Genomic DNA, 25,056 nt, shown 5'->3' with positions numbered 1-25,056 from the left:
AGGGGAAGAAATCAGGGTTGAATCAGGGTGTTCCCCCATAAGATTTGCGCTCGCTGGGTGTTGTAATGAAGACATGAGTAGCGACATGAACGGCAATGGCCCTGATAACGGCTGGCGGTGGAAGTCCGACAGGTTCTTCCGCGCCTGCAGGGAGTCCTATCTGATCCGCGACCAGGGATGGATCGGCGGCGTCTGCGTAGCCTTGGCCCGTCGGCTGGGCTGGAGCGTGACCCTGGTCAGAGCGCTGATGATTTTGGCGGTCTTTCTCTTCGGCACCGGTGCTGCCTTCTACGGTTTTGCCTGGTTCGTCTTGCCGGACCGGCGTGGGGTCATCATTGCCCAGGAGCTGATTCACGGGATTTGGCACGCTTCCATGGTGGGCATCATCATTTACTGGCTGCTGGCAATCCTGATTCCTGGAGTCGGAATCTTTTCCCTGGGAGTCGGAATCTTTTCCCTGGCTTTGGGTGCGTTGATCCTGTATCTGCTCATCCGGTGGAGCCGCAACAAGGCCCTGGAGTATCAAAGAGGGTACTGGGCTGGGCCGGATGCCGGCAGGCCGGTTTCGGGCGATCCGTGGGTGATGGGATCGCAGTATTCGGAACGGCCGAATGGCACAGGTTCGCAGCGGTATTCGAATCAGCCTGAGTACCCTAGCTTTTCGGGGTATGAGGGATACCAGGATTACACAGGGACGCGAAGCAATGCACAGACAGCAAGTGATGCGAGCTCGGAAGGACTCAAGGATCAGCCAGAGCATTCCGATTCGTATGGAACTTCGGAGCAACAAGGGGAGGTAGCCTTTCCTGGACCCATCTCTGAGACAGAGGATTCGGCAAACACCGGCAGCGATTCGAATAATACGCAAGATGGGGGCAATCCCAGCGCTGGTGCAGCTCCCGGAGGTTGGACGGGGGCAGAAGGCCCTGCAGAACCTGCTGGGAACAAGAATCAGTCGTATGGATTCAGTGCCTGGCCGGGCTATGGCACAGCCGGGTCATTCTCGACAGGGCCGGGAATAGCCCGTCAGGGTCCGTCGGTTCCGCCCCGGCTGAGGCGTCGTCCCGCCGGACCTATGCTGGTCAGTCTTCTGTCAGGACTGATCCTGGTCTCCGGGGCAGGGGTCTGGTGGATGGCCACGAACCCCTATCGCGGATTGAATGCGGCCTTGGCCTATGCTCTGATCTGGGCTGGATGCGTCACGCTGGCACTTGGCGTGGTCATACTGATCCTGGGCTTGATGGGCCGCAGGTCTGGAGGGTTGACCCCCATTGCCTTGATGGCCTGCCTGGTTGTCCTGATTCTGGCTACCGGTTCGGCCATACCAGGCATTGAGCAAACCCAGAACCGCAGGGTCTTGGCCGACTACGCCACAGTTCAGGTTAACGGCAATAACCACGGGCGTTTGTTGGGGGCGGACAGTGCGGACATGAGGCGTTATCGCCGCGGTATCAAGCTGGTCGGAGACCAGCACGATCAGGGAAGTGCCGTCATTGACCTGACTGGTTATGAGCAGAAACACGGCACCCATCGTGTTCAGATTATGGATGATGCGGTGAGCACAGTCTCAGGCTGCCCGACGGGCACCGTCCGCCTGGCTGTGGCCTATGCTGACGTTCGCCTGCTCATACCTAAGGGATGCAGCTTGTCCTATAGGGAACACGCCGACCTCTACAGGGTCTTGGGATCAGGGGCGGCTGACTGGATAACCGAGACGGAACAAGGAAACTGGATGTGGTGGGGCAATACGTCGTCATCAGCTGAACGACGCGATTGGGAGGAAGCCCTGCGAGCGTCCAAGGAGGATCAGTGGCATATGCCCGACGAGCCCGAATTGATCGTCGAAGCCAATCTCATGGCCGGTGCACGGGTCACCGTGCAAGCCCGGGGGAGTGCTACCCAGCCGAGGCGGGCGCAGCTCTACAGCGGCTTGATCAATGATTATTGGGATTACAGCTACAATCCATGGCAGTTTGGGGAGGACCAGGAAGATGACTGATACGCAGCAACCAGAAGGAGACCAGCCGATGGATCGTCAGGAACGCATCACCAAGGCCATGCCGGTTGAATCCCCACCCCCGATTTACCAGGTTCGGATGCAGCCGCCGGAGCCGGTCCGTCCCAGCGGGCCCAGCCTGCCTACCATCATTTTTGGCGCCCTGGTTGGACTTTTGGCTCTGACCATGTTGGCTCTAGGATTGGTCTTTCTGCGTTACGGTACGGATCTGACCATAGTCGTACCCTGGCAGCGGGTTATTCCATTGATTTTTGCCGGCCTGGGCGTAGTGCTGATTGGAGCGTCTGTATTAGCCTGGCTGGCATCGGCAAGGCGCACCCGATCTGTCTCAAAAGACCAGGATATTCCAGAAGATCAGGCTGCCAAGGATGGCCAGAGACCCCAGCAGGGTCAGGGTCAGGGTCAGCCAGTGGACACTCCCGGCGACAGCCGGCTTGCCGTCAGCTCGGTTGAAGATAGAGGTCAGGGTGCTCGCCAAGAGCAGGATGAATACCAGACACAGAACGGACAACAGGGACCAGCATGATGCCATCATCGAGGACAGATGCATAAGGCCAAGCGCCTTGCGGACCACAGTAAAGGCATAGGCCAGCAGGCCAGTCATAAGTCCTGCGGCTAACAAGCCTAACGACCAGAGCCGTCCGGTCAGGCCTTTGCTGAAACCTGACTGTCTGCGGTCTTTGCCTCGAGCCCGCAGATGTGAGCCCAAGGCTCCAATCAGGGCAGAGACCAGGGCGGCAGCCAGCAGAATGGGGCCACTGGCCATCAGGGTCAACAGGGCGGTCAGTGAAGGTATCAACCCTGTATTCGTGTGCTCGGGCACTTGATTGAGCTGATGGGGCTGGCTGCCGGCAATCATGGGTGTGGACCACTGGTTGGCCTGGGTGCCCAGTGCCACGGCGTTGATCCAGTCTTCCAGATTATGGGTGTATCTGGGTTCCAGGGGTAACCCGGCCTTGGCCAGCCTGCTGCCGGTGCGGATCTGATGGTTGGTGGGATAGTAGCGCAGGGTCACGTTGTCGTTGCCGTTCGCGTGTGTTCTGCTGATGATCTCGCGCGCACCCTGCTCGACCGGCATGGAGACGTCCATGGTCCCGAAGTTGATCATGACCGGCATCCGCAGCTGGTCCAGATAGGGCAGGGAGGGGAAGTCGGCGTACTCCAGGCCCAGCAGGGACAGATCCATGCCCATGAGCCGGGGTATCACGTTACGGATCCCCTTGGGTGCGCCGATCAGGTCCAGGTAGCTGGTGGCCGCCATGGCCATCTGCCGCCGTCCCGGGTAGACGGGCGGCGAGGTCAGGATGGAGAAGGCGATGCCGGGATCCTTGGCGGTCATGATGGTCGATATCCAGGTGCCCTCGGACTCGGCGTACAGGCCCACCTTGGTCGGATCCACGCCCGGCCAGGAGCGCAGACGGTCAAGGGAACGCCCATAGTCGGCGGCCATGGCCTGATAGTCGCGGTGGAAGGTTGTGTAGGTGTCCAGACGTTTGTCAGGCACCAGGGTGGTGATGCCGGCTGAGGCCATGGCTGAAGCCAGGTCGCCGTACACCTCGGAGGATTTGCCTGTTCCGGCGCCATGGATGAACAGGCAGGCTGGTCCGGTGCCCTTTCGGTCGCCTGGCTCTCTGATGATGGCCTGGATGCGAACCCCGCCATCCAGAGTGATGCCGATCTTCCGCTCCCTGACGGGGTGGGTGCCCTCAGGGGTGGTGGCTCCAAGGCTCGAGGCGATGGCAGTGGACCGGGTCGGGACCTGCAGATGGTCGCGGTAGGGTTCCACCTGCCAGTCCGGCGTCATGGCTTGGCCCAAAAGGAGCATGACCAGCAGGATGACCACAAAGGAGGCGGCGGTGAAACCCGCCCGTTTCAGCTTTTGCACCCGTCAACTCTACCCGACCGCGCGACTGGTTGGTCAGATGGGCCTCATGATTGTGGTTCAGGTGCTCTGTCCTGGGCCTGCTCGGCTTCGTCCAGGGTCTCAAAGCCATTCATTTGCACCGTGGCCAGGATGGTTTCCTCGGTAAGGTTGCCGCCCCGGGCCGCGATCCGGTCCACCATGGACTGGTAAAGATCCAGCGTCCGTGCCGAATAGGTGCCCAGTTCGCCACGCAGATAGGTCTCAAAGGAGGTGGCCTCCGGCGTGTCCTCGCTGGTGCGCAGGACCCGCATCTCCTGGCCCAGGCGGGGGTATCGCTCGCGGAAGTCCTTGGCCCAGGCCACCTGCCGGTCGATGATGCGCTCCTGCTGCTCCTGGCGCTCCAGGCCCAGCCTGGGCAGGTAGGGGGCGATGCTGCTGTGGTACTGGTCCGGGGCTGTGGACTCCATCATCCGCCCGTACTTCTCGGTCAACAGGTTGCGCCCCACCTTGTCGGCCTGATCCAGGTCGTCCGCATAGCTGGTCAGCAGGGGGTGCGGCCAGGTCAGAAACTGGCTCAGACGCATCTGGTGGAACATGGGCCAGTTGCCCTGACAGTTGGCCGGACCACCCTCGTTGTTGACCTGCTGGAACTGCTCCCATTCGTGGCGGACGATCCGCTCACGCAGGGATTCCTCATCCTGACATTGCTCGTCGTTTGCCATCCTTGGCTCCTTTCAGATGCTGTGCAGAACCGGATCGTCGCTGGAGATGTGGGCCTCGACATAGGGGCGCTGCCATTCCAGGAAGGTTTCCGTGCTGTTGGTCAAGCCCTCCGCCTGCAACTCTTCTACGATTCTTGCGCAGATGGACTCCACAAGCTCGGTGACGCGTTCGGCGGCCGGCCGGGCTCCCTTGCCGCCCTCGCCGAAGCCTTGCCCCCCGTAGCAGGCAGCCGATGCCAGGCGCAGGATGTCCTCCAGTTGCTCGGTCAGGTCGGCCAGCCTGGTGGCCATTCGTCTGCTCAGCCGCCGCAGGGCCGCGAAGGTCCACTTGTAATAGGGCAGATACCCGACGGTCAGCGGATTGTTGATCAGGAAGATCAGGGAGGCGCAGGCCTTGATGAATTCGTTGATCGACAGCATGGCTGCAGCCCCGTCGCCACGCTGCAGGCTCCGCGGCAGGTTGTACTGGCCTGCTTGGGCGATCATGCCCAGCCGGCGGGAGATTAGGCAGAAGCGCACATCGTCGGGCATGGCCTTGAACCCCTGCCGGGTGGCCAGCATCTGTCCCAGAGGATCCGCGAAGATCCTGCCATTGGTGGCCGCCGCCAGCGTGGCCTCGTCCAGGAGCAGCCACTCGTGGGGGTGACCTTCCGGGGGAGCCTGACGGTAGCCGGTCAGGGATTCGAAGAAGGCGCCGATCTCGAAGACGCCCACGCGGCGGTCGGCTCCCTTGGCTCTGACGCTGTCGGTTCTCGAACCGAACCCCATGAATTCGGTGGGCAGGGCCTCGTAGTCCTTCTGCAGCTGGTCGCCAATGGCCCGATAATCCTCGCTGGTCAGCCACAGGCAGAAGCCAGGGCCGAAATCGTGGTCCCGGGAGATGGCATCGTCAAAGCCGTAGCAGTCCGAGCCATGGCCCATCAGGCCTACGGCGATCCGGCCGCGATATTGGGGGTAGCGTTCCTCCAGCATGGGACGGCCCACCTGCTCCCAGTAGGCCTTGGCCAGGTCCAGTCCCTGAATATCCGGCTGGGAGCCATGCCGATCGTTGTCACTGCTGTGATTTCTGGCCGGGGTCCGATCTGAGCTGGCTTTCGGCTGGCTGGATGCTGCTTCGTCGGCCTGCTTGGATTGGTCCTTGTCCCCGGCTGCTTCCGCGGCGGCCTGGGCCTGGTCCAGATTGGCCTTGGTGATCTGGTAATAGTCGCTGCCCTTGCCGTACCGGTCCTCGATGATGGCCAGGGCCCTTCGGTAGGTGTCCGCCGACTGGCCGAAGCGCCCGGTCATGTAGCAGACCTGGGCAAAGCCAGCCAGGGCCGAGGCATAGTGTGCGCTATTTTCCAGGTGGCCGGTTCGATAGATGTCCAGGGCTGTGCGGGCCTGGTCCCAGGCCTCTCGCAGAGCCTGCGGATTGTCCTTGCGCTGCATGAGCAGGAGGGCAAGATTGGTGTGGGTGGAGGCCAGATCCAGATCCCGGGAAGGATCAGTACTGGAAGTCTCCAGGATGTCCATGGCCTGGCGCAGCTCCTGTTCGGCCTGGTCGGGCCGGTCGGTTTCGCTGTAGAGCATGGACAGGTTGTTGTGCAGGGCCGCCAGCCGCCGGTCCTTGGGCCCGAGGGTTTTGGCTGCGGAGGCAAGCGCCTGCCGGTAGAGGTCCTCAGCCTGGTCGTACTTCTTGGCCGCCCGCAGACCTGTGGCTGCATTGATCAGGGTGGTCGTCCAGGCCTCGGACCCCTCGATGCGCATGCGCGAGGCCAGTTCGATGGCGCGCTGGATCATCCACATATTCTCCTGGTGGCGGCCCTGGGACCGGTAGAAGCCCATGGTTTCGTTCAGCACGGTCAGTAGCCCGGCGTCGTCGCCCGCATTCTCCGCATCCACCAGCGCCTGCTGCAGGTAGGGTTCGGCCTGATCACGGGCCTTGCCGACGTTGAAGATGGCATCCAGTCCGTCCAGGAAGGCTTGGGTGCCGAAGCTGCCGTCCGGTTGCATGTAGGACTGTTGAGGCTCTTTCTGCTTGCTGTCCTGCCAACCGACCTCGTCCATGTGGCCTCCGCTCGTCATCAATGATGGAATCGTGATGCACGCGATCATACGATGCGTCGATTATTCATATACATTCTACGGCTTGAACTTCTGCGGGGAACTGCGGGTCCGGGTCGGCTTGCTCACAGTCAGCGACATCCGTTATCTATGGACAAAGAGTAATCGGTTTCGTAATCTAGCGGGATAAGCAATGACGTCAAAGGCGGAAACGACGGTTTGTCCAAATGGTGTCGCGACTTTCTGAATATCCATAAAACGCTGCAATGACAATGAAAAATCAAGTGCTGAGCCTGTCGTGATTGGCATTTTTGCCAAGCGGCTGCTTGCGCGATCGCGACGAATGGTATAAGACTTTGAGTAACCGGTTACGCAATCGTTGTCGTACAAGGAGGTATTGCAGCACCATGAATCTCGATTCAGTTGTGCAGGCCCTGGACCACGGTTTCAATTGGTTCATAGGTCTGGGCGGCGCGGCCATGATGTTCTTCATCATCACCCTGTTGTCGCTGGCCTTCGGCGTCAAACTGTCCAAGGCGTTTGAAGGCGGTTTGAGAATGGCCATGGCCCTGACCGGCATGAGTGCGGTCATTGGGCTGTTGACCAACACCTTCAGTCCGGCTCTCAAGGCTTTCGTGCGTTATACCGGCCTTCAGCTGTCGGTCACGGATCTGGGCTGGGCACCCATCGCCGTCATCACCTGGAGCTCGTTGTACACGCTCTATTTCGCTCTTATCTGCATTGTGACCAATCTGGTCATGCTGGCCTTGAAGCTCACCAACACCCTGAACGTCGATCTGTTCAACATCTGGAATGTATCCATACTCGGTCTTCTCATCAACTGGAGCGCCGGCGGGAACTTCTTCCTCATGTCCGTTTTCGTGGTCTTCATCTATGCCTTGATGCTGTTCAACGCTGATGCCATGAAGCCCACCATTGATGATCTGCTTGGCTATGATCAGGACAACATCACCACCACGGCACACCCTGCCCTGTTGGTCACTCCAGTGGTTGTCCTCCTTGACCGTCTGATCAGCAAGGTCCTGCCTTTCATCGATCGGTTCGACTTCGATGCCGAGACCCTGAACAAGAAGATCGGATTCCTGGGAAGCAAGGGGGCCATAGGCGCATATTTGGGCGTATTCGTGGGTCTTCTAGGTCGCCAGGATGCCGCCCATATCTGCGCACTGGCATTCTCCTCCGGTGTCTGCCTGGAGCTATTCGGAGTCGTAGGGGACTGGTTCGCTCCCGCTATCGGTCCCCTATCCCAGGGGGTCACCTCTTTCATGGAGCGTCGCATGAAGGGGCGCAAGCTGTATATCGCCATTGATTGGCCCATCCTGGCCTCCCGGGCCGAGCTCTGGGCTGTGGCCAACATCCTGGCGCCCATCCTGCTCCTGATTGCCATGATCCTTCCCGGCAATTCGGTATTGCCTCTCGGAGGGATCATCCTCACCGTACTGGCGCCCTCGCTCCTCATAGGAGCCAGGGGCAAGGTGGTGAGAATGACCCTGATAGGAACCATCATGATTCCCCTCTTCCTTTGGGCCGCAAGCCTGATATCGCCCTTCCTGACCCAGACTTCGAAGACTATGGGTGTCTTCCCCGCCGGGCTGGGCAAGAACGAGATGTTCTCGGCCGTGGATTCAGATCCGCTGGAGAAGATGCTGGCCATGCTGATCGGCAATGCGGTTCGTACCCTCGATCTGAAAACCATCGGTCTGGCTCTGTTGGCTCTGTTGGCTTACATTGCACTTTTCGCCTGGTATATCAGGAGGCTTCGCAGGGAGGCGGCAGCAGGAATCAGTGTCGGTTCGGTTGCTGTTGACCAGCTCGATGCCGCCCCTGGGGCTGGTTCGGTTTCCGCACAGAGTGGAGTCGCCGCAGCCGAGGAATCTTCATCACCTTCTTTGCCTCCTGCCGGCAAGCGCTCGGGCGAGCCGGAAGGAGCTGGAGTCGGGGGTGATGCCTCCGGTCTATAGAAGTCCTGGAAACCTCGCTGAAATCACGTCTCCGGTTTAACCTGAAGTAACCGGTTAGGCCCAGGGAATCCATCCCATGCAGGGCCCTCCATCGCAAAGATATAAGGATCGACTGATGGTGACGATTAGGGATATTGCGGAGCTGAGCGGTGTTTCCACAGCAACCGTGTCGCGCATTCTCAACAAGAAAGGAGGGGCCAGTGATGCGACAATAAGCAAGGTCAACGCCATAGTCAAAAAGCTTGGATATCAGCCGAACTTCGTGGCAAGGACCCTGTCCGAGCAGTCATCGGATTTGGTCGCTCTCTTGGTTCCCGGCCTGGGCAATCCCTACTTTGCTGATTTGTCAGAGAGGATAGAACAGGCCGCTGACCGGCGGGGACTCCATATATATCTATGCAACAGCAGGGATGAACGCGATAAGGTCGATTATTATCTGCGGTTTATGGAGGGCATCCGAGTCCGCGGGGCCATCATCAGCTCCTTGTTCGTTGATGAGGAGGATCTGACCAAGCTCAACAACCAAGGCATCTTCACGCTCACTATGGACCGGGCATGTTTCTCGCATCCGTATTCGGCCTTATATGTGGACCACCGAGCGGGAGGGTACAAGGCCACCAGGTATCTGATCCGACAGGGTTCCTGCAGTCATCTCATGTTCATATCGGGACCTGAGCAGGAAAAAAGCTCCGAGGATCGGTATGCCGGGTACCTGAAGGCGATCACCGAGGCAGGGGCCAAGCCGGTTGCCAAACTGACGACTTCCTTCTCCCTGGCCGGCGGATACCAGGCAGCAAAGGGTTTCCTGGAGGATCACCCGGGGTCTGTGGATGGCATCTTCTGCTCTGATGACATTCTGGCCATCGGAGCCATGAGAGCCTGTACCGACCTGGGAATCCGGATACCCCGGGATATGCGGGTCTTTGGCTATGACGACATTGAACTGGCTGAATATTCCGTGCCGCGTCTGAGCACGGTCAATCAGCTTCCCGAGGACATAGGCGAGCAGATCATGGATTTGTTCGAAAGCACAGTGTCCAGCAAGGGGAAGCCGCAGAAACGTTCAATCGAACCGCACCTTGTCATTCGTGACAGCTCACAGACAAGGGGCGCGTAAATAGGAGATGTAATGCTGGAAATAGGGCCATCGCTCATGTGCGCCGATCTGGGCAATCTGGAACGTGATGTCAGGGAGCTCGATGCGGCGGGTGTTGATTTCTACCATATCGATGTGATGGACGGATCGTTCGTTCCGAACTTCACCCTTGGTCCCGACTTCGTACACAAGGTGCGGGCCATTACCGACAAGCCGCTGGATCTGCACATGATGGTGGAGCGGCCGGAACGCTATATTGACATGTTCGCTCTGGCCGGGGCTTCCGGAATCGCCATTCATGCAGAGTCCACCAGAAACCTGCAGGGGACTCTGACGGCAATCCATAAGGCAGGTCTCAAGGCCGGTGTGGCCATCAGCCCGGCTACGCCGCTGGACGTGTTGGACTACGTATACGACGTCACGGATTATGTGATTCTGATGACGGTCAATCCCGGCTTCGCAGGGCAGCGATTCATCGAGCCCATGTACGGCAAAATCAGTGATTTGGCCGATCGAATCCGCAACAGAGGCATGAATATCCCCATTGAGGTGGATGGGAACATCGGCCGGCAGACCATTCCTGAATGCGTGCGCAGAGGAGCCACCAGATTCATCGGAGGCACCAGCGCCATATTCCGCGAAGGCCGTAGCCTGGCTGAGAATGTCCGCGCCACGCGCGAACTCTTCAAGGAGGCGGTGGGCCCGCAAGAGGTCTGACATCCGTTTCTTGTTCTCGATCGGTTACTGATGAACAGATTATTGCGCATCAGCATGCTTGCCGACTGAGTCCAAACCAGTTGTAAAACACATCACACGCTAAGGCCGAGAGCCGCTGCGTGAGGCGAAGCCTTGCCTGATAGCGGCAAATTCATACCAATCTTGAGGAGATTATCATGCATTATGACGTCATAGTACTGGGCAGCATCAATCTGGATGTCAAGGCCCTGGTGACCAGCTATCCCAGACGCGGGGATACGGCTACGGCAAGGAGCATCACCATGCTGCCGGGCGGGAAGGGTTCGAATCAGGCCGTGGCTGCAGCCAAGTTGGGAGGCAAGGTGGCCATGCTGGGCGCGGTCGGTGAGGACGGCGCAGGCAAGCAGATGCTTGACAATTTAAGCGATTGGGGAGTCGATACCCAGTTCGTCATGCGCAATGGCAATGAGGGGACCGGAACATTCATCGTCCAGGTCGATCAGACCTCCGAGAACACCATGGTGGGAACCCTTGGCGCCAATGACACCATCACGGCCGCAGAAGTGGATACAGCCTTGGATCAGATGGAGGCTCCGGTTCTGCTTATGCAGCTGGAGACCAGTCGCGAGTCCGTTCTGGCTGCTTTGAAGGCCGGCAGACGCAAGGGCATGTACATCATCCTTGATCCCGCTCCGGCTGACGGTTTCTTCCCCGAGGCGCTCGCCTATGCTGATTGTGTCACGCCCAACCAGCAGGAGACCGAGCGGATCACCGGTATTCATGTGACCGACAAGGTGGAGGCGGTCAAGGCTGCCAAAGCCATAGCCGGTATGGGGCCGAAGACCGTCATCGTCAAGCTGGGTGCCGATGGGAGCGTGGTTTTGCATGAGGGGGAGATCTACGAAATCGACTCAGTCAAGGTCCACGCACTGGACTCCGTCTGTGCCGGTGATGTGTTTGCCGGCGCCCTTGCGGTCAACTATGCCCAGCATGGGGATTTTCTGAAGGCGGTGAATTTTGCCAACAAGGCGGCCGCCATCAAGGTCAGTCGTGTGGGCAACCATCAGGTCTTCCCCACCTTGGCCGATATGAGCTGACCGAAGTCAAGCACAGCTGCATGCAGTTTGACGAGTAATCACGCGCAGTGAAAAATGCGGTAAGAAAATTAAGAGGGATAAGGAAGAGGCCGGCATTATCTGCCGGCCTCTAATCGCATTTGTCGGGGTAGGGGGATTTGAACCCCCGGCCTCTTCGTCCCGAACGAAGCGCGCTACCAAGCTGCGCTATACCCCGTGACAACGTTCTATATAGTACACGTACCGTCGGCCAAACGCCATCGTCTGCGCGGCGCGACCGTTCAACCGCTTGCTGGTCGACGGTACCCTGGGCCAAGTACCGGCTCATGCGTAAAATAGCAGTTTATGAATGACTCATCGGAAGAAACCCCTCGTCTGACTACGGTCGAGCGTGCTCAGGCGCTGCTCGACCAGGATATGGCCATCACGGAGAAGATCGATCAGGGCGCCCAGTTGGATGACGCCATTGATCCCGGCAACCTGACGGACAGCGCTGAAGGCCATCCCGAACAGGTGCGCATGCGTGTGGCCAAGAGGGCTCTCATGCTCAAGGAGGGCATTGAGCCCTACCCGGTCCATCTGGATGTGACCGATCGCATTGAGGATGTGCGCCGTAAGTATCAGGACCGCCTTGAGCCTGGCCAGGAGACCGAGGATGTGGTTGGCATCGCCGGCAGGGTCCTCTTCCTGCGCAACGGCGGCGGCCTCTGCTTCGTCCAGCTGGCGGCAGGCGACGGCACGCGCATCCAGGGCATGGTTTCCAAGCGTGAGATCGGCGCTGATTCTCTCAAGCGCTTCAAGCAGCTGGTCGACTTGGGCGACCACCTCTACCTGCGTGGCCGTGTGGTCGCCTCCAAGACCGGGGAACTCTCCGTCTTCGCCACTGAGTGGAACATCGCGGCCAAGGCCCTGCAGCCCCTGCCCGCCCTTCACAAGGAACTGACCGAGGAACAGCGCACCCGCAAGCCCTACCTGGCCATGATCGCCGATGAGGATGTGCGGGCCATGGTCCGCCGCCGTTCCAAGGCCGTCTCCTCCCTGAGGCGTACCTTCGAGGACCACGACTTCATGGAGGTCGAGACCCCCATGCTTCAGACCGTGCATGGCGGCGCTGCGGCCCGGCCATTCACCACGCATATGAACGCCTTCGACATCGACCTCTACCTGCGCATCGCCCCTGAGCTCTTCCTCAAGCGCTGCCTGGTCGGCGGCATTGAGCGGGTCTTCGAGATCAACCGCGACTTCCGCAATGAGGGCGTGGATGCCACCCATGCCCCGGAGTTCACCATGCTGGAGGCCTATCAGGCCTACGGCACCTATGACACCATCGGAGAGCTGACCAAGGAGCTGATTCAGAAGGCGGCCATGGCCACGGCAGGTTCGCTGACGGTGACCCTGAAGGATGGCAGCCAATACGACTTCGGCGGCGATTGGCATCAGATCAGCATGTATGAGTCCCTTTCCGAATCCCTGGGCGAGGAGATCACCCCGCAGACCAGCGTGGACCATCTTCGGACCATTGCTGACAAACTGGGCCTGGAGGAGGAGCCGGCCGAGAACCACGGCAAGCTGGTCGAGCACCTCTGGGAGCACTTCTGGCAGGACAAGCTGTATGAGCCGACCTTCGTGCGTGATTTCCCGGTCGAGACCTCGCCCCTGGTCAAGGCCCACCGCACCAAGCCGGGCGTGGTCGAGAAGTGGGACCTTTACGTGCGCGGGTTCGAGCTGGCCACGGGCTATTCGGAGCTCAACGATCCGGTGGTCCAGCGGCAGCGGTTCGTCGAGCAGGCCAAGATGGCCAGCCGCGGCGATGTCGAGGCCATGGACATTGACGAGGACTTCCTTGAGGCCCTGGGGGTGGGCATGCCTCCAGCAGGCGGCATGGGCATGGGCATCGATCGTCTGCTGATCGCCCTTACCGGTGCATCCATCCGCGAGACCATCACCTTCCCGCTGGTCAAGCCGCTGGTCTGAGATAACAGGGGAGGGACGGTCATGAATATCAGGCTTTGGATGGATGGTATGCGTCCCAGGACGCTGCCTGCATCGGTGGCGCCTGTCTGCGTGGGCGCTTCGGCTGCACTCCTGGAGCGGTCACGGCTGTTGGAACAGTGCACCAGCTCCTGCTCGCCCACGCCTGCCGACCCTGCCCTGAAGGCGGCCACGCCGGGACGGCTGGCTCTGATCGTGGTCTTGTTGGTCCTGCTCGCCCTGTCCATGCAGATCGCAGCCAACTTCGCCAACGACTACGCCGATGGTGTTCGCGGCACCGACTCCGGCCGTGGAGGCGAGGAGGCCGCCTCCGGCAGGCCCAGACGTCTGGTGGCCGCCGGCGTGCCACCCAGGAAGGTGCTGTACGCCACCATGATCTCGGCGGCCTTCACCTGTCTGATGGGTCTGGCCGTCATGGCATTGACCGGTCACTGGTGGATGATCCTGGTCGGGGTCTGCTGCCTGGTCGCCGGCTGGTGTTACGTGGGTGGCCCGCATCCATATGGCTACCACGGGCTGGGCGAGGTCAGCGTATTCATCTTCTTCGGTCTGGTGGCCACCCTGGGCACCGAGTATTTTCTCATTAATAGGGTTGATACCGCCGGCATCCTGGGTGCCTGCGTCTGCGGGCTCAATGCCGTGGGCCTGCTCATGCTCAACAATTACCGGGACCTGGATGACGACCGCCGATCCGGCAAGCACACATATGCGGTTCTGGTGGGGGCGCGCGCAGCGGCTATTTCCATTTACCTGGTCTACATCCTGAGCCTGGTTCTGGGTCTGATCCAGTTCGTCCCGGCTGTCATGAGGCGTGGCCTGCCCGGCTTCCCTCTTGTGCTGGTCCTCCTGCCTGTGGCCGCTGTCTTTCTGCTGATCTGTCGAGCCTTTGCCCGTGGCCAGGTGCCCAAGGCCTTCGGCATGGCAGGCAAGGGTACCCTGGTCTCCGCCCTATGCTGGTCGGCGGGCCTGCTCCTGCAGCTGTGAAAATCCTGATACCCTCATAAGAAGGCAGTCCGACTTTCGAGCGATTTGGTGGATAATCAGGCAATCATGTTCATCACACTTCGGGAATACAAGGACGCACTGCGGCCCTCGGCCCTGCTCTGCTCGCCCACGCCGGTGCTGATCGGCACGGCGGTGGCCCTCCGGCAGCTGTTCAACCAAGGGCTGGGTCCGGATGCGCGCTTCTGGCTGATCGCCCTCTTATGCTGTCTGACGGCTGTGTTCATCCACAGCACCTGCAATCTGGCCAATGACTACTTTGACGGCATCAGAGGTACTGACGAAGGCCGCAGCAGCCTTTCGGGCGCCGGCGCTGACGGCCCGGTGCCCGATCTGCCTAGACGTGGGGTGGCCGGTGGTGTGGAACCTCGCAAGGTCCTGCTGTCCGCCTATCTCAACATCCTTATGGCCTGCCTGTCCGGACTGATCCTCTGCTGGGTGACCGGCCACTGGTGGATGATCCTGGTTGGCATCTTCTGTCTGCTGGGAGCCTGGTTTTACACGGGAGGCAAACACCCTTACGGCTATAGGGCCATGGGCGAGCTGAGCATCATGATCTTCTTCGGCCTGGTGGGCGTGCTGGCCACCCAGTACTTGGAGACCGGCGGCATCGACCGCCATGGCTTCATCGGCGCTTTGGTTGGCGGTCTTATCTGCATTCCCGTTCTGGAGATCAACAACTATCGGGACATCGATGCGGATCCTCTGGCCGGCAAGTACACGCTGTCTTCGTTCATCGGAGCCAAAGGCACGCTGATTCTGATGGGGTCCTGCTATGCCCTGGCTGTGATTCTGGGCGTGTTCGAGTCGTGGTCCCTGTCTGACGGATCCCTTGCGGACGCCTGGCCTCGCCTGCTCTGCCTGCTGCCCGTCCTGGCCCTGGCCATCGCCACCACAGTAGCCAGCTGTCGGAACCGGTTCAGCAGGGCGTTCGCGCTATCGGGCTATACGGATCTGCTGACAGGGTTCTGCTGGCTGGGTGTCTGCCTGCTTTGAGTGGCCGCTCTACAGGGGGAGCCGTAGGTCCGCCAAACAGTCCCTCTTAGGTCTTAGAATTTTCACTATGACCTACAAACTAGTATTGCTCAGGCATGGCCAGAGCGCATGGAACAACACCAATCAGTTCACCGGCTGGGTGGACGTCCCGCTGACCGAGCAGGGCGAGCAGGAGGCCCGTAAGGGCGGCAAGCTGCTCAAGGATAAGGGTGTTCTGCCGGACATCGTCTTCACCTCGCTGCTGCGCCGCGCCATCAACACCGCCAACATCGCCCTGGACGAGGCTGACCGCCTTTGGATCCCCGTCAAGCGTGACTGGAGGCTGAACGAGCGTCACTACGGGGCTCTGCAGGGCAAGAACAAGACCGAGATCCGCGAGAAGTACGGCGACGAGAAGTTCATGCTCTGGCGTCGTTCCTATGCCACCCCGCCGCCCGAGATCGATCCTGACGACGAATACTCGCAGTCCCATGATCCGCGGTATGCCGGAGCCCCTGTGCCCCGCGCCGAAGCGCTGGCCAACGTGGTCAAGCGCGTCACCCCCTACTGGGAGAGCGATATTGTTCCTGAGCTCAAGACCGGCAAGACCGTCCTGATTGCCGCCCACGGCAACTCCCTGAGGGCCATCGTCAAGATGCTCGACAACCTGACTGAGGACGAGATCGCCAAGGTCAACATCCCCACGGCCATCCCACTGGTCTACGAGCTGGACGAGAACTTCAAGCCCATCAAGCCTCGCGGCGAGTACCTGGATCCGGAGGCAGCCGCAGCCGGTGCTGCTGCTGTGGCGGCCCAGGGCCAGAAGTGAGATTCCTCGGATAGATCTATCCGATGATGTGAATCGGGCTTTGGATGCAGAGTATCCCAAGCTGATTGGGCGGTGTCTTCCCTTTTTGTGGAAGGCACCGCCTTTCGTATTTATTCCTGGCCGTTGGAGAAGTAAGAAACGGCCCGTCACCTGACTGACGGTCAGGTGACGGGCTGCACGGTTGCCGTCCGTTCAGTCCAGATCGAGGTCGAGGTCCTTGGGATCCTTGGAGGGGTCGAAGCCCGAGACGATGTAGACCACGCGCCGGGCCGCCGAAACGCCATGGTCTCCCAGACGCTCCATGAACCGTGCCACCAGGACCAGGTCGATCAGCTGCTGTCTGGTTCCCTTCCAGTCGTCTGAGAGGGCATAGCCGAATGTCTGCTGATGGAGCTTGTCCATCTGGTCATCGCTGACGATGATCTGTTCGGCTATGGTCGTGTCCCTGTCGGAGAGCATCTCGACCAGACGATCGGCCATGACATCCAGAAAGTCCTGCATCTGTTTGAACAGGGGGATGACCTCGTTGGGCAGGGTCGGTTCGGGGTAGGAGCGCCTTGCCGTCTCGGCGATGTGCCTGGCCAGGTCTCCCATGCGTTCAAAGGTGGCTGACAGGCTCAGCGTGGAGACCACCACCCGCAGATCGGTGGCCACGGGGCTCTGCTTGGCCAGGAGCCTGATGCATTGATCGATGATGCTGGCCTGGAGGTTGTCTATATCGGCATCCCCATCGATGACTTCCTGGGCCGTCTCTACATCGCTGTCCATCAGGGATCGCCCGGCTTTTTTGATGGCATCGCGGACCTTGGCGGCCATCCGATCCAGATCGTCGGCCACCAGCCCCAGCTCTTCGTTGAAAATCACGCGCATTGTTCTTCCCTTTCGGCCTCGGTCAACGATATGACTCCAGTCTATGTGACCGGGATGGCAAGAAAAAGCCAGAACCGAAGAATGTCGGGCCTTTGGAGCGCCAATCACTGTCGGATATGGGAGAATAAAGCCGGAACTGCCGATAAGACTTGGTTGATGTCGCAGCGTCCGGGGTCGGCGCCGGACTGGAGGGAAGTCCTTATGAGACGGTTCATGGACCGCCTACGCAGCCTTATGAGCAACCGGAGCAAGGATGGTGGACAGGCGGATGGCGAGGCTTTAGAGGGATCGACCCAGGCCTTGCTGGCGCTTATCCCCGCCGCTACGGTTGTGGTCGATGGCGATGACGAGGTTGTCCGCTCCAGCCCGGATGCCTACAGGCTGGGAATCGTCAGCAACGACGAGATCTCCAATCCGAAGATCATCGAAGCCATCGCCCAGGTGCGCCGCTCGGGCGGTCGACGCAGCTTTAATCTGATCACGCGAACGCCAACTGAATTCGCCTTGGATGCCGCAGCTGAGAGCAGGGAATCCGATGATTGGGAGATTAGCCAGGCCCAGGCGGTGTCCAGGAGGAACTGGCTCAAGGTCACCCTGGGTCGCATCGATCAGTCCCTGGTGGTGGTGCTTATCGATGATGTGAGCGATTCGGTCAGGTTTGTTCGGACCAGGGACGCCTTCATGACCAATGTATCCGAGCAGATGCTCAAGCCGGTCCAGGCACTAGAGGAGCTGGCGGCGCAGCTGAAAACCACCTCACACCTGGAGGGGGATGATCCGGAACTGCTTCGCAGCCACCTGCGCAGCGTCTCCAAGGATGCCTCCTCGGTCCAGCGTTACAGCGCATATCTGGGGCATGTGCTCAAGGATCTTCTTCTGCTGATCCGGGCTCAGGAGCGGATCAAACCCAGCAGGGAGAACGTGCTTGATGTGGCTGAGCAGATACGTGCAGTGGTACGGGATGAGCAGGATAGAGCCGACCAGGCCCATGTGACCCTGCGCTGGCGATGCGACCAGCCACTGACGATTCATGGCGACGGGCAACAGATCAGAGTGGCCCTGGCCAAGCTGGTGGAGAACGCTGTCTCCTATTCGTCTTCGGGCTCTACCGTCTCCCTGGTGGCACAGCCCTCCAAGGATGGGCGCTACGGAATCATCAGGGTGGTCGACCACGGCAGAGGCATATCCAAGGCCGACCAGGGCAGGATCTTCGAGCGCTTCTACCGGGCCGACAACCAGAATGAAGAGACTGCCGTAGGCATCGGTCTGGGGCTGGCCATCGTCAAGCATGTCGCTCTGACCCACCATGGCTCGGTCACTGTCTGGAGCGCGCCGGGAGAGGGGAGCACCTTCACACTGATGCTTCCTCTGGCTCAGGGTCCGGTTGCTGGGCAAGACGGCGATAATCCCAACGATTGAAGTGCTCCCAGATCATCAGCAGAATGCCCACGCCAACCCCGGACAGGCAGACAATCAGGGGCTTGGTGACCGTCATCCCGGTCAGGGCCAGGATGCCCACCACGACCAGAGCCAGAATCCAGGCACCGGTACCGAACAGGAAGATGCGTCGTAGGTCCACCTGCACGGGCCGAGGCGATGGCCTTCGGGCATCCGGGTCGAAAATGGGAGCCAGCTTCATACCCCCACTGTACCGTTTGCAATGACATGCGGTGACCCCCACGCCTTGCCCAGGCTTCGGCCCGTGTCATATTATGACGGAGATTGGTGGGTTCGTATGCACCGGCCCATGGAGGGATTTCCCGTGGAAAGGGGAGTGCGTGTATCCGATCCAAGCTGTGGAGAAGCACTACGCCTGGGGCTCACATGACCGACTGCAGCGCATGTTCCATTTGCATGAGCCGGAGGGATGCCAGGGGGATACCTTGGCGGAGATGTGGTTCAGCGGGCACACCGAATCCCCCTCGCCCCTGACCCTGCCCGACGGGTCGCTCATACCGCTGACCGAGGCCATTCGTCGCAATCCCATGGCCATGCTGGGTGAGCGCGACTCCCGCCTCTTCGGCCCCACCCTGCCCTACCTGTTCAAGATCATCTCGGCCCGCATCCCTCTGTCCCTGCAGGTGCATCCGCTGGATTTCGAGGCTCGCGCCGGCTTCAACCGTGAGAATGCCCTGGGGGTGGCTGATGACGATCCCAGCCGCTCCTTTCATGACAGTCTGGCCAAGAACGAGATGGTGGTGGCCCTGGAGCCCTTCCAGGCCTGTGTGGGCTTCGCAACCATCTCCACACAGCTGACCCTCCTGCGCGCCGTGGATCACCCCCTGGCCGAGCTGATGACCGAGGCTCTGACCGCCCGCACCTTCCATCTGGGGGTCCCTCCGGCCCGTTTCGCTTCGGCCGATGCCATGATGCCGGTCTCCTCCCTGATCTGGCCGGACTCCCGCCGACGTATCTTCCGGGCCTTCCACGCTGCCGTGACTGCCGAGCCGGAGGCCGCCCAAGGTCTGGAGGAAGCCTTGGAGGCAGCTGCCGGGCGGCTGCGGTCCAGGCGGGCAGGGGCCGTGCTGGACCATGCCCTGTGTGCAGTCCGGTCCTTCCCGAATGACCCCGCCGTGCTCTGCTTGCTTATGCTCAACCCCGTGGACCTGGAGGAGGGCGATTCGGTCTATATCCCCGCCGGGACCCCTCACGCATACATCCATGGCACTGCAGCAGAGATCATGACCAACTCCGACAATGTACTCAGGGCCGGTATGACCCCCAAGCATCGTGACATTCCCAACCTCCTGCGCAGCCTGGACTGCCAGCCTTCAGCCCCCATCGATCCATCCAGCTCCATGATCGCCACCCTGATCATGCACAATATGGTGACCTACCGGCCCAAAATCAACGAGTACATGCTGGTCTACGGGCATGTACAGGAGGGTGGCGCCACCTGGCCCCTGCTCAACAGGCTTCAGCAGCGTTACGGGGATCTGATAGAGCGTCTGGGGCCTCGCCACCTGATGATTCCCCGCAGGGGACCCCGCATCATCGTCTGCACTGATGGGCGGATCCGTTGCGCAACCGCCGACAAGTCCTGTGTACTGGACCAGGGACAGGCCCTCTTCGTCCCCTCGGAGGATGGCCGTGTCGACATCACCATGCCTCAGGATTCAGACGATGCCGGCGGGTCCTTCCTCCTGGCCTCGACCCCGGTCTGACCTTTTTTGAGCCTGGTTCGCTCAGGGTGGACCAGGCAGGGTTCAAAACCGAGGGACACGCCGTGGCGGACGGCACGCATGCCGGTTTGCTCATGTTCGCCTCATGTCCGTATAATCCTAGCGTATTCCGTGGTTGTCGAAGATGAGCGACCACCGAAGCCATGCTTGAGTACACCAGTATGGACAATTCAGGTCATTTGGCCTGGGTTCTCGCTTGCGTTATGGTGTTCCCTTGTGATGGTTCGTGATACGGCACGAAAGTCGCGTCGGAACATAAACGGGAGTGATTCTAGATGAAGCATGCTGCGCACAGGGCTTCGGCCAGGCGAGGCGCAGGTGTCGGCAGTTGGTCGACCGGCCGATCTTCAGGCGTAACGCAGGCAGCGGGCATTGAGGGTCTTGATGATGCCCTGGCGGCCAAGCTCAACCAGGTGGCCCCTCGAACCCGTCGTTCCATTCGTCTGGCGGCCAAGGCCTCAGCCCGTCGCTCCCACATCATGACCGGTTCGGCCCTGACTGTCCTGGTCGGTGCCGCCGCCTCCTCCATGGCGGTCAGTCAGGCTCGCGGTGACTGGTCCCTGCCCCTGGCCGACAGTGTCGCAATCAATTTGGTCACCCCCTCATCCTCTGCCGGTTCCTCCAGCGCGAACGGTGATGCAAGGGTCTCCCGCTCTGATTACCGTCAGCCCCTGCCGACGGCTTCTCAACGCAACGAGGGCAGCTGGGAGCTGGGCGAATCCGAACTCGATGCCGGGCAGATGTCCAAATCCCTGGCCGACAATCCGGTCGTGGCTGTGCTGATGGATACCAACCGATCAGTTCTGCCTTCAGGGTTCAATCCCAACCATGCCACCGGGGATGCAGGCAATGTCTACGAGTTCAGCCAGTGCACCTGGTGGGCCTACGTCCGACGTCACCAGCTGGGTCTGCCGGTGGGTTCACACATGGGCAATGCCAAGGATTGGTCCGGCTCTGCGCGCTCCCTGGGCTATTGGGTGGACAACACGCCGCGCAATGTCGGCGACATCGTGGTCTTCCAGGCCGGCCAGGAGGGTTCGGATTCCACCTATGGCCATGTGGCCATCGTCGAGAAGATCAATCCCGACGGCTCCATCGTCACCTCGGAGTGTGGTGCCATCATGAACGGAAAGACCTACTCTCGCACCTTGTCCAATGTGCATGCCTTCAGCTACATCCACTACTGATTCCTGGCTGGTTAATCTTTGTTCCCAATGCGTGATAGAATTGTGCCCGATGAAAAAAACACGCAAGTATGTGAGCATGATGGCGGCAGCCACAATCTGTGGCATGCTCTCCATCGGTATACCCGCCGTGGCCCAGGCCAGTGACGGCAGTGAAGCCGTAGTTACTTCGTCGCGTTCATTCACTCCCGGCAGCAAGGTGCGTGCCGACCTGTTGACCGAGTCGACGGCTACCACCGTCGAAAAGGACAGCAGCTGGGGTGGCATTGAGTCTTTGAACGTTCCTGCCACCAAGTCCCAGGCCGAGAAGGATGCTGAAGCCAGGGCCCAGCAGGCTCAAGAGCAGGCCCAGGCTGCAGCCAGTCGGCGTCAGTCCGCGCAGCAGGTCAGTCGTTCGGCTGCTCGTGCCGCTCGTGCCAGCACCACCGACACGGTTACGGATGCACCGGTCTCCGGCACGGGTGCCGATGTGGTCAACTACGCCCTTCAGTTCCAGGGGATTCCTTATGTGTATGGCGGGACCGATCCAGCCACGGGCTTCGACTGCTCTGGATTCACCCAGTATGTGTTCGCCCACTTCGGCATCAGCCTGCCCCGCACGGCCGATGCGCAACGTTCAGTGGGTGTACCGGTCACGGATCCTGCTCCTGGCGACCTGCTGGTGACCTCTGATGGTAGCCATGTGGGCATTTATGTCGGCGGTGGTCGCATGATTCATGCCCCGCGTCCCGGTCGGACCGTAACAGTTCAGAAGCTTTATCGGGATTTCGAGTATCGTCGTCTGGTCTAAGGCATAGTTTTTGCGCAGGCTCAACGCCCCTACGGGGGCGTTTTGCATATTCGGAGTCGAAGTTCCTCGCGTGTTGGCCCCTGCCAACTTATTGATGAGGTCTGCATGCGATATTCTGACAGAAAGAGCGATGTCGGTTTGTCATCGCCAAGTTTAAAGGAGGTCGTCGGATGAGCAACGACAAGGCTGTTCTGGTAGGCGTCGATGGCTCGGACGCCAGCTACAAGGCGGCGTGGTGGGCCGCCAACTACGCTAAGCATGCAGGGTTGACCCTGCAAATCGTCTGCGCATATTCCCTTCCCTCGTATGCGGCCGTCTCCTTCGACGCGACATACACCACCATGGGAGACGACGTAGCGGCCCACAACGATGCACAGGAGATTCTCTCCAAGGCCAAGGCCATAGCCGATGAACAAGGTGTAGGGGCAGCCACGCTGATTGTGACGGGGGATCCTTCATCGGTCTTCGTGGAGCTGAGTCGCAACTACCGGCTGATTGTCATCGGGAACCGGGGCAAGGGCGGCCTGGCTGAGCGTCTGCTGGGCACCACCAGCTCCAGCCTGCCCGCCTACGCTTACTGCCCTATCGTGGTCGTTCCTTACACCGATGACGATGGCAACCTGATGCATCTGAGCAACGACATCAAGCGGGTCGCCGTGGGTTCCGACGAGTCCAAGTGGGGGCTTAAGGCCCTGCAGATCGCCGCCGCCTTCGCCGACAGTTGGAACGCCGAGCTGGATGTCATGTCGGCAGTGCCCAATATCTCCGGACTGACCGGCACGGGTTCGGCCGAGGAGCGCAGCGTCATGGATTCCTACCTGGACGACCTCAATACCCGAATCGAACCACTCATGAAGACCTATCCCGATCTGCGCATCAACAAGACCGTGGTGCCGGGGTCGGCTGTGGAGGCCCTGACCCAGGCCAGCAAGACCCATGACGTGGTCGTGGTCGGTTCGCGTGGTCGCGGCGGCTTCACCGGGCTCCTGCTGGGATCGACCAGCCAGGGGCTCCTGCAGCATGCCGTCAGCCCCGTCTATGTGGTGCCGCGCAAGTATGTGGAGGCCGAGGAGTCCGGGCTCAAGGCTGCAGCCGAAGCTGCCGAAACTACCGATGTGGCTGAGATCACCGGTGTGGAGCAGGTCTCTGTGGATTCGGCCAAGCCCGAGCAGTTGGCCGACCTGGAGTCGACCATCGACCCCGAGCACGAGGAGTAAGAGCAAGGAGCGGAGACCCCGGAAGTTCCATGAACCTGGGGGTCCCCGCTCCTCTCTTCTTGTTGTCCTGTCGGATCAGTGGCGAACCTTGACGGAAATCCTTACCGGGGTCTCCCGCTGATAGGTGTGTGCCACGGTGCAGGACTTGGCGATATGGCGGCGGACCCGCTCCTCCAGCTTGTCTGCATCATCCTGGGCCAGCCTGGCCGAAGTGGCATCGACGTCCACCTGCTCGTCGAAGCTCAGGTAGGCGTCATCGTCGGCGTCATAGGTGCCGTCCACCACGATTTTCGCCCCCTTGCCCTTGCCTAGGGCGCTCTCCACGGCGAATTGGCTGGAGAGGGCTCCACAGGCGGCCAGAGCGATTTTCATCAGGTCGCCGGGGTTGAACTGATCCTCGCCCTTGCCGAAGGTGATGTGGGCGCCGTTGTCGCCATAGGCGTTCCAGGTGCCGTTTTCGTCGCGTTCGACCCAAAGTCTCTTGCCCATCTGTTCCTCCTTGTCCGGCACCCGGCCGGGTGCGTCATCCGGATCCGACCCTGTGGCCGGACCTGTTCCTCCAATCTAACCCGGACTTGGCGATTCGTCACCGGGGCGCGCTCAGCTGACCGAGGACTTGATAGTATGGCCGCATGGCCTTGACTTCCGAAGAACTGCAGCGCATCCGTACACGTATCCCCGAGCGTCCCGACTCGGACATTCCCACTCCTTATGAGGACCTGGTGCGCACCATCCTGCGCGAGGGCACCCTGAAGTCCGACAGGACGGGCACCGGGACCATATCCCTGTTCGGGCGGCAGATGCGATTCGATCTCTCGCGTTCCTTCCCGCTGATCACCACCAAGAAGGTCTACTTCCGTGGCATCGCCTATGAGCTGCTTTGGTTCCTGAAGGGGTCGCAGAACGTGCGCTGGCTGCAGGAGAACCGTGTGCATATCTGGGACGAGTGGGCGGACCCGGAAACCGGGGATCTGGGTCCGGTCTATGGGGTCCAGTGGCGCAGCTGGCCCGCTCCGACCCCTGAGGACCCCCATCACACCATCGACCAGATCGCCAAGGTGCTGGATTTGATCCGCACCCACCCGGACTCCCGTCGAATGATCGTCACCGCTTGGAATCCGGCCCAGATTGACAGCATGGCCCTGCCGCCCTGCCATGCGCTCTTCCAGTTCTATGTGGCCGACGGCAGGCTGAGTTGCCAGCTCTATCAGCGCTCCTGCGACATGTTCCTGGGGGTGCCTTTCAACATCGCCTCCTACGCCCTGCTGACCCTGATGATGGCCCAGCAGGCCGATCTTGAGCCTGGGGAGTTCGTCTGGACCGGCGGCGACTGCCACATCTACGACAACCATGTGGAGCAGGTTCTGGAGCAGCTGTCGCGCAAACCTTATCCTTACCCGACCATGCGCATCCGCAAGGCCGACTCCATCTTCTCCTACCAGTACGAAGACTTCGAGGTGGTGGACTATCAGTGCCATCCCGCCATCAAGGCCCCGGTGGCGGTCTGATGGTGCGCTGG

The 25,056-nt window shown here is 60.5% G+C and carries 21 protein-coding genes and 1 tRNA gene; 15 read left to right on the top strand and 7 right to left on the bottom strand.

Features of this window, described 5'->3' with window-relative positions; translation table 11 throughout:
• Positions 1 to 73: 73 nt before the first annotated feature.
• On the top strand, positions 74 to 1,999 hold the full coding sequence (locus JF70_RS06265) for a PspC domain-containing protein (RefSeq protein WP_082069432.1): 1,926 nt from the start codon (positions 74 to 76) through the stop codon (positions 1,997 to 1,999).
• Positions 2,000 to 2,345: 346 nt separating this feature from the next.
• Here the strand turns inward: JF70_RS06265 and JF70_RS06260 are convergent, their stop codons facing one another.
• Genes JF70_RS06260 through JF70_RS06250 form a run of 3 tightly spaced genes read right to left on the bottom strand, consistent with a single transcriptional unit; the run spans position 2,346 to position 6,649 of the window.
• Positions 2,346 to 3,902 (bottom strand): alpha/beta hydrolase family protein, encoded by a 1,557-nt coding sequence (locus JF70_RS06260; protein WP_045935680.1) that lies wholly within the window; start codon positions 3,900 to 3,902, stop codon positions 2,346 to 2,348.
• A 44-nt stretch (positions 3,903 to 3,946) separates the two neighbouring features.
• A complete protein-coding gene (locus JF70_RS06255; protein WP_045935679.1) occupies positions 3,947 to 4,603 on the bottom strand; it encodes a DUF4125 family protein in 657 nt (218 codons plus the stop codon).
• Between the two features lie 12 nt (positions 4,604 to 4,615).
• Positions 4,616 to 6,649 carry a DUF4037 domain-containing protein gene (locus JF70_RS06250; protein WP_052690783.1) on the bottom strand — a complete coding sequence of 678 codons (2,034 nt, stop codon included), beginning with the start codon at positions 6,647 to 6,649 and terminating at the stop codon, positions 4,616 to 4,618.
• Positions 6,650 to 7,053: 404 nt separating this feature from the next.
• On the opposite strand from JF70_RS06250, the gene JF70_RS06245 reads away from it, so the two are divergent.
• The 4 genes from JF70_RS06245 to JF70_RS06230 all read left to right on the top strand — a co-directional run bounded on the left by JF70_RS06245 (position 7,054) and on the right by JF70_RS06230 (position 11,517).
• Positions 7,054 to 8,628 (top strand): PTS transporter subunit IIC, encoded by a 1,575-nt coding sequence (locus JF70_RS06245; protein ID WP_082069431.1) that lies wholly within the window; start codon positions 7,054 to 7,056, stop codon positions 8,626 to 8,628.
• A gap of 115 nt (positions 8,629 to 8,743) precedes the next feature.
• A complete protein-coding gene (locus tag JF70_RS06240) occupies positions 8,744 to 9,745 on the top strand; it encodes a LacI family DNA-binding transcriptional regulator (RefSeq protein WP_045935677.1) in 1,002 nt (333 codons plus the stop codon).
• 12 nt (positions 9,746 to 9,757) lie between these two features.
• Entirely contained in the window at positions 9,758 to 10,441 is a 684-nt protein-coding gene (gene rpe / locus JF70_RS06235) for a ribulose-phosphate 3-epimerase (protein WP_045935676.1), read from the top strand.
• Positions 10,442 to 10,617: 176 nt separating this feature from the next.
• Positions 10,618 to 11,517: a ribokinase gene (locus tag JF70_RS06230; RefSeq protein ID WP_045935675.1), complete on the top strand. Its 900-nt coding sequence runs from the start codon at positions 10,618 to 10,620 to the stop codon at positions 11,515 to 11,517.
• 122 nt (positions 11,518 to 11,639) lie between these two features.
• Here the strand turns inward: JF70_RS06230 and JF70_RS06225 are convergent.
• A tRNA-Pro gene (locus JF70_RS06225) sits at positions 11,640 to 11,713 on the bottom strand.
• A 128-nt stretch (positions 11,714 to 11,841) separates the two neighbouring features.
• Here JF70_RS06225 and lysS point away from each other — a divergent pair.
• From lysS to JF70_RS06205, 4 genes are all read left to right on the top strand, one after another.
• Positions 11,842 to 13,470, top strand: a complete 1,629-nt coding sequence (gene lysS / locus JF70_RS06220) for a lysine--tRNA ligase (RefSeq protein WP_045935674.1) — start codon at positions 11,842 to 11,844, stop codon at positions 13,468 to 13,470.
• Between the two features lie 21 nt (positions 13,471 to 13,491).
• A complete protein-coding gene (menA, locus tag JF70_RS06215; protein WP_045935673.1) occupies positions 13,492 to 14,472 on the top strand; it encodes a 1,4-dihydroxy-2-naphthoate octaprenyltransferase in 981 nt (326 codons plus the stop codon).
• Positions 14,473 to 14,538: 66 nt separating this feature from the next.
• Positions 14,539 to 15,486, top strand: a complete 948-nt coding sequence (menA, locus tag JF70_RS06210) for a 1,4-dihydroxy-2-naphthoate octaprenyltransferase (RefSeq protein WP_156149623.1) — start codon at positions 14,539 to 14,541, stop codon at positions 15,484 to 15,486.
• A 67-nt stretch (positions 15,487 to 15,553) separates the two neighbouring features.
• Positions 15,554 to 16,294 carry a phosphoglyceromutase gene (locus JF70_RS06205; protein WP_024626731.1) on the top strand — a complete coding sequence of 247 codons (741 nt, stop codon included), beginning with the start codon at positions 15,554 to 15,556 and terminating at the stop codon, positions 16,292 to 16,294.
• A 192-nt stretch (positions 16,295 to 16,486) separates the two neighbouring features.
• Here JF70_RS06205 and phoU read toward each other — a convergent pair whose 3' ends face one another.
• Entirely contained in the window at positions 16,487 to 17,164 is a 678-nt protein-coding gene (phoU, locus tag JF70_RS06200; protein WP_045935672.1) for a phosphate signaling complex protein PhoU, read from the bottom strand.
• 201 nt (positions 17,165 to 17,365) lie between these two features.
• Here phoU and JF70_RS06195 point away from each other — a divergent pair, with 201 nt between their 5' ends.
• Entirely contained in the window at positions 17,366 to 18,583 is a 1,218-nt protein-coding gene (locus JF70_RS06195) for a sensor histidine kinase (RefSeq protein WP_231578872.1), read from the top strand.
• Here the strand turns inward: JF70_RS06195 and JF70_RS06190 are convergent.
• Complete coding sequence (locus JF70_RS06190) at positions 18,516 to 18,803, bottom strand: hypothetical protein (protein ID WP_045935671.1); 288 nt, start codon at positions 18,801 to 18,803, stop codon at positions 18,516 to 18,518. The two genes, JF70_RS06195 and JF70_RS06190, sit on opposite strands and share 68 nt — an antisense overlap.
• Before the next feature lie 139 nt (positions 18,804 to 18,942).
• Between JF70_RS06190 and manA the strand changes: the two genes are divergently transcribed.
• The 4 genes from manA to JF70_RS06170 all read left to right on the top strand — a co-directional run bounded on the left by manA (position 18,943) and on the right by JF70_RS06170 (position 23,537).
• A complete protein-coding gene (manA, locus tag JF70_RS06185; protein ID WP_045935670.1) occupies positions 18,943 to 20,328 on the top strand; it encodes a mannose-6-phosphate isomerase, class I in 1,386 nt (461 codons plus the stop codon).
• Between the two features lie 293 nt (positions 20,329 to 20,621).
• Complete coding sequence (locus tag JF70_RS06180; RefSeq protein WP_045935669.1) at positions 20,622 to 21,533, top strand: CHAP domain-containing protein; 912 nt, start codon at positions 20,622 to 20,624, stop codon at positions 21,531 to 21,533.
• Between the two features lie 49 nt (positions 21,534 to 21,582).
• The gene (locus tag JF70_RS06175) at positions 21,583 to 22,320 is read left to right on the top strand and encodes a C40 family peptidase (RefSeq protein WP_045935668.1); all 738 of its coding nucleotides are present in this window, start codon (positions 21,583 to 21,585) and stop codon (positions 22,318 to 22,320) included.
• Between the two features lie 170 nt (positions 22,321 to 22,490).
• On the top strand, positions 22,491 to 23,537 hold the full coding sequence (locus JF70_RS06170) for a universal stress protein (RefSeq protein WP_045935667.1): 1,047 nt from the start codon (positions 22,491 to 22,493) through the stop codon (positions 23,535 to 23,537).
• A gap of 75 nt (positions 23,538 to 23,612) precedes the next feature.
• Here the strand turns inward: JF70_RS06170 and JF70_RS06165 are convergent, their stop codons facing one another.
• Positions 23,613 to 24,026, bottom strand: coding sequence for an OsmC family protein (locus JF70_RS06165; protein WP_045935666.1), 414 nt, complete (start codon positions 24,024 to 24,026; stop codon positions 23,613 to 23,615).
• 143 nt (positions 24,027 to 24,169) lie between these two features.
• On the opposite strand from JF70_RS06165, the gene JF70_RS06160 reads away from it, so the two are divergent.
• On the top strand, positions 24,170 to 25,045 hold the full coding sequence (locus JF70_RS06160) for a thymidylate synthase (RefSeq protein WP_045935665.1): 876 nt from the start codon (positions 24,170 to 24,172) through the stop codon (positions 25,043 to 25,045).
• The last annotated feature ends 11 nt before the right edge of the window (positions 25,046 to 25,056 follow it).

This window comes from Bifidobacterium mellis, from assembly GCF_000967265.1.
Classification (GTDB): Bacteria; Actinomycetota; Actinomycetes; order Actinomycetales; family Bifidobacteriaceae; genus Bombiscardovia; species Bombiscardovia mellis.
Note: the sequence above shows the minus strand (reverse complement) of the source record. Positions and strands in the feature narration are given on the sequence as shown.

What these genes read in the sequence shown, in the direction of transcription:
- JF70_RS06265 (WP_082069432.1), top strand. Translation starts at nt 74, where the DNA reads ATGAGTAGCGACATGAACGGCAATGGCCCTGATAACGGCTGGCGGTGG.
- JF70_RS06255 (WP_045935679.1), bottom strand. Translation starts at nt 4,603, where the DNA reads ATGGCAAACGACGAGCAATGTCAGGATGAGGAATCCCTGCGTGAGCGG.
- JF70_RS06250 (WP_052690783.1), bottom strand. Translation starts at nt 6,649, where the DNA reads ATGGACGAGGTCGGTTGGCAGGACAGCAAGCAGAAAGAGCCTCAACAG.
- JF70_RS06245 (WP_082069431.1), top strand. Translation starts at nt 7,054, where the DNA reads ATGAATCTCGATTCAGTTGTGCAGGCCCTGGACCACGGTTTCAATTGG.
- JF70_RS06240 (WP_045935677.1), top strand. Translation starts at nt 8,744, where the DNA reads ATGGTGACGATTAGGGATATTGCGGAGCTGAGCGGTGTTTCCACAGCA.
- rpe (WP_045935676.1), top strand. Translation starts at nt 9,758, where the DNA reads ATGCTGGAAATAGGGCCATCGCTCATGTGCGCCGATCTGGGCAATCTG.
- JF70_RS06230 (WP_045935675.1), top strand. Translation starts at nt 10,618, where the DNA reads ATGCATTATGACGTCATAGTACTGGGCAGCATCAATCTGGATGTCAAG.
- lysS (WP_045935674.1), top strand. Translation starts at nt 11,842, where the DNA reads ATGAATGACTCATCGGAAGAAACCCCTCGTCTGACTACGGTCGAGCGT.
- menA (WP_045935673.1), top strand. Translation starts at nt 13,492, where the DNA reads ATGAATATCAGGCTTTGGATGGATGGTATGCGTCCCAGGACGCTGCCT.
- menA (WP_156149623.1), top strand. Translation starts at nt 14,539, where the DNA reads ATGTTCATCACACTTCGGGAATACAAGGACGCACTGCGGCCCTCGGCC.
- JF70_RS06205 (WP_024626731.1), top strand. Translation starts at nt 15,554, where the DNA reads ATGACCTACAAACTAGTATTGCTCAGGCATGGCCAGAGCGCATGGAAC.
- phoU (WP_045935672.1), bottom strand. Translation starts at nt 17,164, where the DNA reads ATGCGCGTGATTTTCAACGAAGAGCTGGGGCTGGTGGCCGACGATCTG.
- JF70_RS06195 (WP_231578872.1), top strand. Translation starts at nt 17,366, where the DNA reads ATGAGACGGTTCATGGACCGCCTACGCAGCCTTATGAGCAACCGGAGC.
- JF70_RS06190 (WP_045935671.1), bottom strand. Translation starts at nt 18,803, where the DNA reads ATGAAGCTGGCTCCCATTTTCGACCCGGATGCCCGAAGGCCATCGCCT.
- JF70_RS06180 (WP_045935669.1), top strand. Translation starts at nt 20,622, where the DNA reads ATGAAGCATGCTGCGCACAGGGCTTCGGCCAGGCGAGGCGCAGGTGTC.
- JF70_RS06175 (WP_045935668.1), top strand. Translation starts at nt 21,583, where the DNA reads ATGAAAAAAACACGCAAGTATGTGAGCATGATGGCGGCAGCCACAATC.
- JF70_RS06170 (WP_045935667.1), top strand. Translation starts at nt 22,491, where the DNA reads ATGAGCAACGACAAGGCTGTTCTGGTAGGCGTCGATGGCTCGGACGCC.
- JF70_RS06165 (WP_045935666.1), bottom strand. Translation starts at nt 24,026, where the DNA reads ATGGGCAAGAGACTTTGGGTCGAACGCGACGAAAACGGCACCTGGAAC.
- JF70_RS06160 (WP_045935665.1), top strand. Translation starts at nt 24,170, where the DNA reads ATGGCCTTGACTTCCGAAGAACTGCAGCGCATCCGTACACGTATCCCC.